The sequence below is a fragment of the Roseateles sp. genome, assembly GCF_031397715.1.
Lineage (GTDB): Bacteria > Pseudomonadota > Gammaproteobacteria > Burkholderiales > Burkholderiaceae_C > Paucibacter_A.
In genome coordinates, this window is sequence record NZ_JANNMI010000006.1 from 1 (window position 1) to 11177 (window position 11177).

Annotated in this window: 11 protein-coding genes and 4 pseudogenes; 8 read left to right on the forward strand and 7 right to left on the reverse strand. The window is 61.4% G+C overall.

Annotated features, from left to right (window positions below; translation table 11 throughout):
- The first annotated feature begins 782 nt into the window (after window positions 1-782).
- Entirely contained in the window at window positions 783-908 is a 126-nt protein-coding gene (locus tag RMO57_RS00170; protein WP_310383156.1) for a hypothetical protein, read from the forward strand.
- 5 nt (window positions 909-913) lie between these two features.
- Here the strand turns inward: RMO57_RS00170 and RMO57_RS00175 are convergent, their stop codons facing one another.
- A complete protein-coding gene (locus RMO57_RS00175; protein ID WP_310383158.1) occupies window positions 914-2068 on the reverse strand; it encodes a hypothetical protein in 1155 nt (384 codons plus the stop codon).
- A 19-nt stretch (window positions 2069-2087) separates the two neighbouring features.
- Window positions 2088-3477 (reverse strand): annotated as a pseudogene (locus tag RMO57_RS00180) (efflux RND transporter permease subunit); the annotation flags it as partial.
- Between the two features lie 423 nt (window positions 3478-3900).
- Between RMO57_RS00180 and RMO57_RS21920 the strand changes: the two are divergent.
- The 4 genes and pseudogenes from RMO57_RS21920 to RMO57_RS00190 form a co-directional block, all read left to right on the forward strand.
- Window positions 3901-4035, forward strand: a pseudogene (locus tag RMO57_RS21920) (integrase); the annotation flags it as partial.
- 25 nt (window positions 4036-4060) lie between these two features.
- The gene (locus RMO57_RS00185) at window positions 4061-4195 is read left to right on the forward strand and encodes a hypothetical protein (protein WP_310383160.1); all 135 of its coding nucleotides are present in this window, start codon (window positions 4061-4063) and stop codon (window positions 4193-4195) included.
- Window position 4196: 1 nt separating this feature from the next.
- Entirely contained in the window at window positions 4197-4301 is a 105-nt protein-coding gene (locus RMO57_RS21925; RefSeq protein WP_414896345.1) for a tyrosine-type recombinase/integrase, read from the forward strand.
- Between the two features lie 156 nt (window positions 4302-4457).
- Window positions 4458-4772: pseudogene (locus RMO57_RS00190) on the forward strand (transposase zinc-binding domain-containing protein); the annotation flags it as partial.
- Between the two features lie 77 nt (window positions 4773-4849).
- On the opposite strand, the pseudogene RMO57_RS00195 reads toward RMO57_RS00190, so the two are convergent.
- A pseudogene (locus tag RMO57_RS00195) lies at window positions 4850-5110 on the reverse strand (IS5/IS1182 family transposase); the annotation flags it as partial.
- Between the two features lie 110 nt (window positions 5111-5220).
- A complete protein-coding gene (locus RMO57_RS00200; protein ID WP_310383163.1) occupies window positions 5221-6588 on the reverse strand; it encodes a hypothetical protein in 1368 nt (455 codons plus the stop codon).
- Window positions 6589-6786: 198 nt separating this feature from the next.
- On the opposite strand from RMO57_RS00200, the gene RMO57_RS00205 reads away from it, so the two are divergent.
- Genes RMO57_RS00205 through RMO57_RS00215 form a run of 3 tightly spaced genes read left to right on the forward strand, consistent with a single transcriptional unit; the run spans window position 6787 to window position 7875 of the window.
- A complete protein-coding gene (locus tag RMO57_RS00205; protein ID WP_310383164.1) occupies window positions 6787-6999 on the forward strand; it encodes a hypothetical protein in 213 nt (70 codons plus the stop codon).
- A gap of 47 nt (window positions 7000-7046) precedes the next feature.
- Entirely contained in the window at window positions 7047-7571 is a 525-nt protein-coding gene (locus RMO57_RS00210) for an IS110 family transposase (protein WP_414896346.1), read from the forward strand.
- Window positions 7572-7587: 16 nt separating this feature from the next.
- Window positions 7588-7875: a hypothetical protein gene (locus RMO57_RS00215; RefSeq protein WP_310383166.1), complete on the forward strand. Its 288-nt coding sequence runs from the start codon at window positions 7588-7590 to the stop codon at window positions 7873-7875.
- 488 nt (window positions 7876-8363) lie between these two features.
- Here RMO57_RS00215 and RMO57_RS00220 read toward each other — a convergent pair whose 3' ends face one another.
- The 3 genes from RMO57_RS00220 to RMO57_RS00230 form a co-directional block, all read right to left on the reverse strand.
- Window positions 8364-8777, reverse strand: coding sequence for an SRPBCC family protein (locus RMO57_RS00220; RefSeq protein ID WP_310383167.1), 414 nt, complete (start codon window positions 8775-8777; stop codon window positions 8364-8366).
- Window positions 8778-8930: 153 nt separating this feature from the next.
- Complete coding sequence (locus RMO57_RS00225) at window positions 8931-10229, reverse strand: mechanosensitive ion channel family protein (protein WP_310383168.1); 1299 nt, start codon at window positions 10227-10229, stop codon at window positions 8931-8933.
- 37 nt (window positions 10230-10266) lie between these two features.
- On the reverse strand, window positions 10267-11177 hold a 911-nt coding region (locus RMO57_RS00230; protein WP_310383169.1), incomplete at its 5' end, for a histone deacetylase family protein.

Below are 11177 nucleotides of genomic sequence, written 5' to 3' on the forward strand. Positions count from 1 at the left end.
GTGCCCGGAGCCGTCCATGGCGCTTCCTCGGGAGGCACGGCAGCTCGGGGCGCCACCGGGCTCATGGCTTGGGGGTCGGCCCTGGCGGGCCGACTGCCTTGCGCTGCTCGCGACTTGGGGCTGGCGCCGAACTCACTGCACTCGCTGCGCTCGTTACGTTCAGACATGCGGCGCCAAGCTAGATGTTGAAGCGCGCTTCGCGCGCGGCCCCAAGTCGCTGCGCTGCTCAGCCCCTCGCAAATCGCCCGGCGACGCCCCGAGCTACCGTGCGCTTGCATCGCCAACACCGCTCTCCTTCTCCGTGCCAAACGCCCGCGCCGGAGTTGGCTCGGCCCGCCGACGGGCGATTTGTGCCCGGCCGAGGGCGCAGCGGAGCGGGTCAGGCGCGCGCAGCGCGCATCAACATCTGACTCGGCGGCACCTGTTTGAACGCAGTGAGCGCAGCGAACGAAGTGAGTTTGCCGCCGCTGACCTGCGCAGCGAGCACCGAGGGAAGTCGGTTCGCCAGAGTCGACCCGGGCACCATGAGCACGGCGGCGGGCCGAGTCAACGAAGCGTGGCAACGCCGCATTTGGATTTCCGCTCCGGGCACAAACCGACACTTCAAACTCAATCCTTCAAGTGACCCTTACCCTTGTCAGCTTGAATTGGGGAGCGCGGCTGACTTGATCGGCCGATCGAGGGCGATAGACGGCCGCCCCAGCCAACGCAATAGCCACAGATTCCGACCCTGATTGAAGCGCACAAACTGATCAAGCCCGAAGCCGACCCCGAGCCGAAATTTGCGCCTCCAGCCGGACAGCAGCGTCAAGCTCTTCTCCTGGGCGCAACCGGCCATCAAAGACGCCGAGGCGGCAGCCCTTTGGAAACAGTTTGACCGCGAGGGCCGCGCCAAGATCAGCGTCTAGGCTTGCTACTGCTCGGAGCTGGACGCCTGCTCGATCTCGGATCTGGAGGGCGCTATCCCCAAGCCGGTGGCCAGCTGCGAGCCCACCGGTCGCACCACGCTCAAGGGCTGAGCCACCAGATCCAATTGGATATGGTTGACGATCGCCTGATGGCGCTCGCTCCACTGCTGCAGCGGCAAGTTTTGACCCTCAAAGACCTGGCTGAGAAAGGCCAAGGCGACCTCCTTGGTGGCGGTCTTGACGAGCGGATTCAGCGTGACGCCGCCGGTGCCGGCGCGGTCGGTGAACATGCTGTGCGAGCCGCCCTCGAACACCACCAAAGACTTGGCCGCACTGCCGGTCGCCTTGAAAACGGCGATGCGGTCACTCGCAGTCGAGTGGTAGCCGGGGATGACGATCACGTCTTCGGTGGCTGTGATGTGCAGGGTCGGGATGGTGATGGGCTTGAGAATCTCAGCGGTGCGCTCGGTCTCGCCATAAAACGGCGGGGCCGAGATCAGGATCGCCGCCTTGAAGCGTGGGTCACGCAACTGCTCCATCACCGCGCCACGCCGCACCACCTGCGCGCCGGCCAAAAGCAGCACCGTGTTGGCACCGTAAGAATGGCCGGCCGCAATCACTCGGCTTGGGTCAATCTGGTTGCCGCGCGGCCCCAGCAGCAACTGATCCAGCGCAAAACGCACGTCGGCGACCCGACTCAAGGCCTCGCTCTCCTTGGCCGCATCTTGCAAGCGCCCGACCAGCCCGAAAGGGTTGCCCGTCCAGAGTGTGCGGTCGCTGCCCACATGCTGCACATGCAGCGTCGCATAGCCCTTGGCTGCCCAATAGGCACCCAGATAGCTGTAGCCGCGCCGCGAGCCGCCGATGCCGTGAGAAAAAACGATCAGCGGCACGCCGGCCGCTTGGGCTGAGGCGCGGCTGGGCCAGTACAAGCGCGCCGGCACCGCGCGCTGGCGCGTGCCGTCCTGCCAATCCAGATCCTCGGTGCTGACGTCCAAGGCCACGGCCGCGCTTGGCGGCGCGTCCAGCAGCGGCAAAGGATCGCCACTCAAGACGACGGCATCGGGCGTGCGACAGGCCGTCAAGCCCAAGACCAAGCTGCAGGCCAGCGCGCCACGTACCCAAATCGACCCAAGCGGTTTTTTCATCTTGATCATCATGGCTGCGTAACTCCAAATTTCAAGTCTTGACGGCGTCGTTTGAGAGCGGCGCTGGGCGTTTGAACAGGCGGGCAAAGCGCTGCGTGCCGTCATCCGTATCGCTGAACACGACCGGTATCACCAGCAAGCTCAGGAAGGTCGAGGTGATCAGGCCGCCGATCACGACGATCGCCATCGGCGCGCGTTAGCGCGGATCCACCCCCCAACCCAGCGCAATCGGCAGCATACCCGCGCCCATCGCAATCGTCGTCATCACGATCGGCCGCGCGCGCTTGTGGCAGGCGTCGAGAATCGCCTCGAAGCGCGCCAGGCCATGGTCGCGACGGGCGATCACCACATCGTCGACCAACACAATCGAATTCTTGGTGGCGATGCCCATCAGCATGATCAAGCCGATCATCGACGGCATCGAGAGCGCCGTGCCGGTGATGAAGAGCGCCAAGCACGCACCCGGGATCGACAGCGCCAAGGCGGCCAGAATCATCACCGGCCGGATGAAGTCCTTGAACAAGAGCACCAGCACGATGTAGATGCAGGCCACCCCGGTCAGCATCGCCAGGCCAAAACTCTCGAACAGCTCGCCCATGGCCTCGGCATCGCCGACGGTGGTCTGGATGATGCCGGGCGGCAGGTTCGCCAGCGTGGGCAGGCCCAGGGCGGTCTTTTCCACCAAGCCCGGCGGCTGACCGTTCAACTCGATCTCGAAATTGATATTGCGCAGCCGGTCATAACGATCTATTTGCGCGGGGCCACGGGCTATTTCCAAGCTGGCTACATTGGACAAGGCCGTAGGCCCACGGCTGCCCGGCACCGGCAAGCTGGCCAGCAGGGCCAGATCAGCGCGCGTCGGCACGCAGCTTGACGACGATAGGCACTTGGCGCGGCGCCAGATTGAGCTTGGCCAGGCCCTGGTCATCGTCGCCGGCGGGGGCATTGCGCAAGGTATCGGCAATCGCCGCCACGCTGACGCCCAGGTCGGCGGCGCGCGCAAAGTCGGGCCGCACAATCAGCTCCGGGCGCACCCGGCTGGAGGTCGAGGTGACCGCGCCGATGCCGGCAATAGCGCGCAGCTCGCGCTCGACCTTTTGCACATGCTCGGCCAGCGCGTGGCCGTCTTCACCGGCCAGCACGATCACGTACTTTTCACTGCTGCAGCCAAATCCGACCTTGACCCGTGCGCTGGGCAAGACGTCCAGCGCCGCACGCAGCTGCCCCTCCAGGTCTTGCTTGCTGAGACCCTTGCGCTCGCCGCACGGCGTCATGTTCAGCGTCAGCGTCGACTTGCGCACCTCGGGCGCGCCACTCATCGCGAACGGGTCGCCGTCGGCATTGCCGCCGCCGATGGCTGTGTAGATCAGCTTGGCATGCGGTTTAGCCGAAGCCGCTGCGCGGAGCCATTCCCCCTGAGCCCTTGCGGATGTAATGTTCATGGTCACACCGTCAATTCTGACGGTTTGATTGTGCATGAAGCACATTTCACCCAAGGAGCTCTTCACATGATGCCATTGGTCAATGCCACCCCGGCCTTCGAGCAGCGCTACGCCAGCCTCCTCAGACGCCGCCAACTGCAAGGCCTGCAGCCCAAGACAGTGGATGCCTAGGCCCGCGCCATTCGCTGCATGGGCGAGCATTTCAATTGGCAGATTGACACCCTCAGCGCCGATCAACTGAAAGATTACTTTGCTCAGCGCATCGCCTTACATTCCTGAAGCGCCGTCAAGCTCGATCTGTTTGGCTTCGTGACGGTTGAACAGGCCCAAACGCTGTTCGCCGCCACCCATGTGCTGAGCTACCGGGTGTTGTTCTTCACTCTCTAAAGCCTGGGCCTGCGGCTGAGTGAAGGTCTGGCCCTGACCGTCGCCGACATCGACGCCTCGCGCTCGCGCGTGCAGATCCGCGACTCCAAGGGCAACCGCGACCGCTTTGTGCCGCTACCCGCCGCCACCTTGGGGCTGCTGCGCCGCTTCTGGCTGATTCACCGCAACCCCGCGCTTGCTGTACCCCAATCACCACGGCGGCGTGCAAGCCGCCGCGCTGGCCCGCACGCCGCTGGACCGCGGTGGCGTGCAGCTCGCATTGCGCCGGTTGGCGCTGGCCTACGGCATCAAAAAAAATCAGCCCTCATAGTTTGCGCCACAGCTATGCCACCCATCCAATCGAAGTCGGCGTTAGCTTGGCTGATGTTCAGCACACCGTCGGCCACCACTCCATCCTCACCACCAACCGTTACTGAGTCCGGACTCAAACAGTCCTGAGGACTGTTTGTGCCTGACGAAGGCCCCGGGTCTGCGACCCGGGGCACCCACCTAACCCGCCAGACCGAAGCACTGGCCACGCAGAGCATCGACGCGCTGATGAACGGCTTCAAGCTGAGCTGGGGAGCCCTCAAGTGAGCGCGCCGACGCTCGTCCGGTCGCCTCCAGGCACCACGCTGGCCAAGGTCATCGCGCGCTTCGGGCCTGAGCTGATGGCCCAGTACGGCGATCGGCTGCTGCCCAGCCACCTCCACGCACTGACCGCCATGCAGGCCAGCCGCAGCAGTCTCGCCAAGCAGATGCTGGCGCAATGCGGCGACTGCAGCACGCAGCGACTGGTGCCGAATTCCTGCGGACACCGCAGCTACCCGCACTGCCAGCACTTTGAGAGCCAGCGCTGGATCGAACGCCAGACGCAAGCGTTGTTGCCGGGCGCCTACTTCTTGATCACATTTACCTTGCCGCAAGAATTGCGCGGCCTCGCCTGGGTACATCAGAAGTTGGTCTACAGCCTTCTGATGCAATGCGCTTGGGAGACGCTGGCCGAGTTCGCTGCCACGCTGCAAAGCACCTGCAGCAACATCGCTCGTAGCAGCTTCTCAGGCGCGATGCTGGGTCGGCCGCTCTTGAACTCGGGCTCACACATACCAGCGAACAAAGGGCCAAGCTTCACCAGTGCCATGTTTGCCATGGTGTGAATCGAGCGGAACGGGTGATTCGCAGGAACAAAGCCTTCCAGCTTCGCGAAGGCGAACAGGCTTTCGGTGAAGGTGTCGGCGCCACGCATGAATGTTGGAATTTGATCGAATAAGTAATACCGGCTATGTTAAGCGCAAACATGGAGGCGGTGCGAGGTATTTCAGCAGCCTGCCAAGTCTAACCTTTGACTACTTCATTCTAATTTCTGTCAGCTTCTGTCTTAGTACCGTTACCATTCTTCGCCTGTTCCAGTCTTGCAATTTGTTCGGCCAATTCAGGTACTAATTGTCGAAGAAAGTCAGATACCGAAATAGGTTCCTTTGAGACCTTCACGTTTGCTTTTGACTCACTTTCAAAAAGCATATAACAGAATGCGCGATGAACAGGCTCAGAAAAAGCGTAATCTCCCGTATTTTCGTCGTACGATAGTATGTTGCACCTAGCTTCGCTTTGCAGAGCCTTTAAGTGACTTAAAAGACCCGCAGCGGGATAGGCTGGTTCTACCTCACGTATTTTTTGAAATATCTCAATTCGTGTAGCGCCTTCCTGTGAAAAGCGCGTTAGTGCTCGCAAGATTACTCGTCCATGATCATACTTTCTCTTCTTCATATCTTTTACAGACTTCTCGAACGCAGTTCTAAGAGTATCCGACGAGCTTTCAAGATACTTTTCAAGAGCTGGTATCCATTTTGCCGTATCTAGATACAGTATTTCTGGTTGAGTGCACTCAATTCCACGAGCATGACAAAAATTCAAGGCGATTTGGTGCGTTACCGCAGCCAATCCGTTGGAAACGGAAACTATTCGGTCTGAGATTCTCTGATCAATTCTAATATTAAGTGCAATCTCACCTAGCCTGATTATTTGACGCAATTCATCTTCCGTCATAAGTGGAACCGACACTTCTGCTACGCGATTTCGAAGTTCGGGGTCGTACTCAACGACTTTGTGCGCTGTGTGCACAGCACCAATGAATATCATTTTTAGATCTGGATATCTCGCACTTAAGTCCATAAACATTTTCATACACTGCGCGAGCTTCGTCTTTTCAGACGTATCGATCTTATGAAAATCCTCCAAGACCCAGCACGCATTGTTGAGTCCAAGCACCTCGGCTACGATCTGCGGTGTGATCGAAGCTGCCGCAATCGGGACGGTTTTTGCAGCGTCCTCTTGGCTGTGTTCAATTGAAAATCCGACTGGAAACGCGATGTCCTTGGGCGTCCCAAGCGTTGCCCCGAATTTACCAGTCGTTTTGGCGGCCATCTCACTCACGTACATGGCCTTCAGTTGACGGAGCGGGTCAGCAAGTATCTGTTCGAACGTCATGCCCTTCATGCACGAGGTCTTAACGTGCAAAGAGAAGAGTTGCGCCAACTTGTTCTCTAGCAAGGTTGTCTTGCCGCACCCAGAATGTCCGTAAACAATCACTTGTTTACCCTTGGTACTCAGTGCATCAACTAGTTTGTTGTTGATTGATTCACGAGGAACGAAGGTGAGACTCGCGACGGATGACGGAGTAAATACGTCTCGCACGGCGTGGATCGCCTTTTCATAGCGCGTCATGAGTTGAACTACCTTTCTTCTCCGAGAAGGGAGCGGGCTGCGGGCTGTTGGACCTAGACAAAATGGCTTCGCGAATTCAGGTGGCCCGACTCCTGCGAAGCCGTAGGTTGCAGGCACAGGGCCTGTAGAGCTCTACACCAGTGCACCCGGCAGAAGTTCTGCCGGGGCGTTGCAAGTTAGCAAGGCGTCGAACCATGAGTGAACCTACCATCTTGTTTGTGGGTTTGGACGCCCCATTTAGACAGTATCGATATCGCCGTCGCGGACGCGCCGCGTGATGCCGAGATCCGACACATCGGCAGCATCAAGGGCGACCTCGCCTGGTTGGGCAAGGCGCTGCACCGCCTCATCAGCCGAGGGCAGCCGCTGCACATCGTCTACGAAGCTGAGCCCGGACACGTGCCGTCCTGAGGACGGCTTGGGCCTGGCGAAGGGCCGGGCCTCTGGCTTGGCGCGCCCTGCAAGGGGGACCCTGCGGCTTCGTGATCTCGCGCCACCTCACCGCACAGGGCTTGCGCTGCGAAGTGGTGGCGCCGTCCTCGATCCCCAGAGCGCCAGGGGACCGCGTCAAGACCGACCGCCGCGACGCCATGCTGCTGTCCAAGCTGGCACGTTCCGGCGCCCTCGTCGCGGTGCGCGTGCCCGACGGCGTGGATGAGGCCGTGCGTGACCTGGTGCGGGCCCGTGAGGATGGCGTGCGCGAGCAGCGCAATGGCCGCCATCGGCTCAAGGCCCTGCTGTTGCGCCAGGGCATCCCTTACGCCGGCAAGACCTCCTGGACGGCCGCCCACCTGCGCTGGCTGGCCAAGGTCACGCTCGGCTACCCCGCCCAACAAATCGCGTTCCAGGAATACCTGCACGCGATCACCGAGACGCAAGCCCGCATCGAACGGCTTGAGCAAGCCATGCGTGAAACCCTGCCCGCATGGGGCCTGATGCCGATCGTGCAAGCGCCGCCAAGGCGCCATTACCAAGGCCGGTAACTCCGCAGCCCGACGCATGCTGGTCGAGGTCGCTTGGCACTACCGCCACGCTCCGCAGGTGAGTCCCGTTATCGCCACTCGCCAAGACGGTCTACCCAAGGCCGTGATCGACATTGCGTGGAAAGCGCAACTGCGGCTGAACGCCAAGTTCAATCGGCTGCTGGCTCGCCGGATGTTAAAAACCAAAGCCACGGTGGCGGTGGCCCGCGAGCCGGTGGGCTTCGTGTGGGCCATCGGCCAAGAAGTGCAGCGCTCAGGCTGGAAGGGCGTCAAGTCCGAGCCCACGTCAAGCACCGCTACTTGATGCACACGCACTCAATACAGTCTTGAAGGTGAAGAATTCAAGCTAGCAAGGCACGAGGAGCTAACTCACAAAATACACAGACCAACGGCCGGATCGGGAACGTGGCGCAGCCACGGCCATCAAGGGAATCCTCGGCAACGTTATTGGTGAGCCCACACGGCAGCAATGCCGGTGCGCTATCTCAGCCCCTAGACCGAAGGTGCCTGGCAAGCCGCACCGAGCCTGAGGCTCCGCCCTTCGCCAGGCAAAGCCGTCCTCAGGACGCCTTGTGTCCGGGCTCAGCCCTGCGACGAAAACTTGTCTTGAAGGTAACCAACCCTCGAATATCAGCATGAACAACCGTCGTGCATCCACATCGGGTGACAGCAACGGGCTCCGCCACGTTCCCCGCCCGGCATCAGGTTTTTAGTTTGATCTGCAACGCAGAGGGATTGGTGTTTGCGCTTGACAGGAAGAAACCATATCAACGTTAAGGATGCTCGCCATCCTCAAGGGCGCTCGGCATAGGCCTTCAGTGACTGCATGGTGCGAGGCAGCCCGACGCGAAGCTGCTTGGCAACGCCTGGCCCAAACACCCAGGCCAGCGCACCCGTGAACCAAACCCGGTGAGTGACCTCCGACCCACCGGCCAGCGGCGCCACCCGATGCTCAAAGTGCATGCGAAAAAAAGGGATGTAAGCCTCGACGGTGAAGGAGCGACCCGCGCTACGTTCGGTCACAAGCATGGGCACGCCGATGCCCTTGCTGGGCACGATTTGGCCCCTTGCGCCAACGGCGAACGGCCCATTGAGTCGGGCCCGCTTGGTGTCCGGATCCCAAAGATGCCAACGGTCAACCTCGCTCCAAATCCGGTCGATGACCCCAGGCGGGACGGCTATCTGAATGCGCTCTTCAATCGACATAGGAGGGCTGAAACGGGTTGTGAAGCTTCAGGGCCGCGCTCGGTACAACACCACAGCCTGGGTTTGAAAATTGCATGACGCTCATGCTCGGCTGTACCAGTCGGGCATAGCCAAAGCCGCATGCCGGTAGTCATGGCTCGGCCATGCGCGCCGTCAAGTCGCGGCCACGGCGGCGGGGCTCAGTTGATGCATCACCCGCTGTGGGAACGGGATATCCACACCCAACTCATTCAACTTGCGCAGCAGGCAGAGATTGACATCGGAGCGCACGCCGGCCTGACCGTTTTCGGGGTCGGCAATCCAAAAGCTGACCGTCAGCTCCAGGCCGTCGGCGGCAAACTGGGTCAGCAGCACCGAGGGCTCTGGGCTCTTCAACACGCGCGGGATATGGCGCACGGCGTCGGTCAGCTGCGGCAGCAGCGCGTCCAAGTCGGTGCCATAAGCCACCTGCACCACGGTGCTGATCAAGACCGTGGGGTCGGCCAGCGAGGAGTTCTCGACCCGCTGCGTCACCAACAACTCGTTGGGCACGATGGACTCGCGCCCATTCAAGGCGCGGATCACCGTGAAGCGGGTCTTGATGTCGGTGATGCGGCCCTCGAAGTTATCCACCTTGACCATATCGCCGATGCGCAGCGAGCGCTCCGCCAGGATCACAAAGCCGGACACATAGTTGGAGGCGAGCTTTTGCAGCCCCAAGCCAATGCCGACGCCGACCGCGCCGCCCATCACGCCCAGCGCGGTCAAATCCATGCCGGCGGCCGACAGCGAAAACAAAATCGCCGCCAGCAAGAGCAGCGCCCGCGTCATGTTCGCGGCGATCTTGCGCAGCGACAGATCGACGCCGCTGCCTGACCCGGCAACGCGCAGCAGTCTCGACTCGATCACCGAGGCGACCCACAGCGCCAGCACCACCACGATCAAGGCCGTCACCCCCGCCTCGATCAGATTGGTGACCGAGATCTTGGTGGCGCCGAGCTTGAAGGTGATGTCGTTCAACTCATCGCGCAGCCAGGGCAAGACGCCGATCACCCACAAAATCGAGCCGCCCCAGGCCGCCCAAGACACCGACTGCTCCACCAGCTCGACCAGGGCCGACTTGGGCAAGGCGGTTCTGAGCACCTGCACCGTCAGCCGGATGATCAATAACGACACCAGCACCGGCACCGCCAGCTTGAACACCGCAGGCGAGATACCCAGCATCGGCAACACCGCCTTGGCCAACAGGGCCAAGAGCAAGGCAAGGATGGGGAACAGCACGCCGTCGACGATGCGTTGGCCGAAAAACACCGACTGTTTTTGGTGATGGATGCGCCGCTGCAGCAAACTCACCACCACCCAAGACAGGCCCAGGCAGGCCGTCAAAATGGCCAAACCGACCAGGGAATTTGGGCTTAAAAGGGCTTCGCCCAGTTCGCGCAACTCGGCGAAGTCAATGGCTTTACTTGTCATTCAGGATCAATAATATTTTTTGAACGGCCGGCTGGTCTCAGATGCCGGCCAGTACACGCAGATGCACGCCGACACTGCGGGCCAGCGCGTCCAGGTGATAGCCGCCCTCCAGGCAAGAGACGATGCGGCCTTGGGAATGCTTGGCGGCAACATCCTTGATGCGCTGCGTCATCCATTCATAGTCGGACTCCACCAAGCCGAGCTGCCCCAGATCATCCTCGCGGTGGGCATCAAAGCCGGCCGAGATAAAGATCATCTCGGGCTTGAAGGCCTCCAGCGCCGGCATCCACATGGCCTCGATCAGGGCGCGGACTTCCGCCCCCTTGGTGTAGGCCGGTACCGGCACATTGACCATGTTCTCGCCTTTGGGCACGGCGCCGTTGTAGGGGTAGAGCGGATGCTGAAAGATGCTGACCATCAAGACCCGGTCATCGCCGGCAATGATGTCCTCGGTGCCGTTGCCGTGGTGAACATCAAAGTCAACAATCGCGACCCGCTGCAGGCCGCGCACATCCAGCGCATAACGCGCCGCCACGGCGACATTATTGAAGAAGCAAAAGCCCATGCTTTGGTCGCGGGTGGCGTGATGGCCGGGCGGGCGCACCGCGCAAAAGGCGTTCTCAGCACCGCCGTTCAAGACCATCTCGGTCGCCTGCACGGCCGCGCCGGCGGCGCGCAGGGTCGCCGCCCAGGTGTAGGGGCAGGCGACGGTGTCGGGGTCGACAGCGCGTGAGTCGCCGCTGCTCTCGCAGCCCTTGAGCAGGTCGGCGATCTCGGCCACATAACCATGGGTATGGGCGCGCTCCACGTTGGCAAGGTCGACCTTCTCGGCCTCGACATGGGTGAGGGCCTGCTCGATGCCGGTGGCCAACAGCCAGTCGTCAATCGCCGTCAGGCGCTGCGGGCATTCGGGGTGGCCGGCCCCCATATCGTGCCGACGGCAGTCGG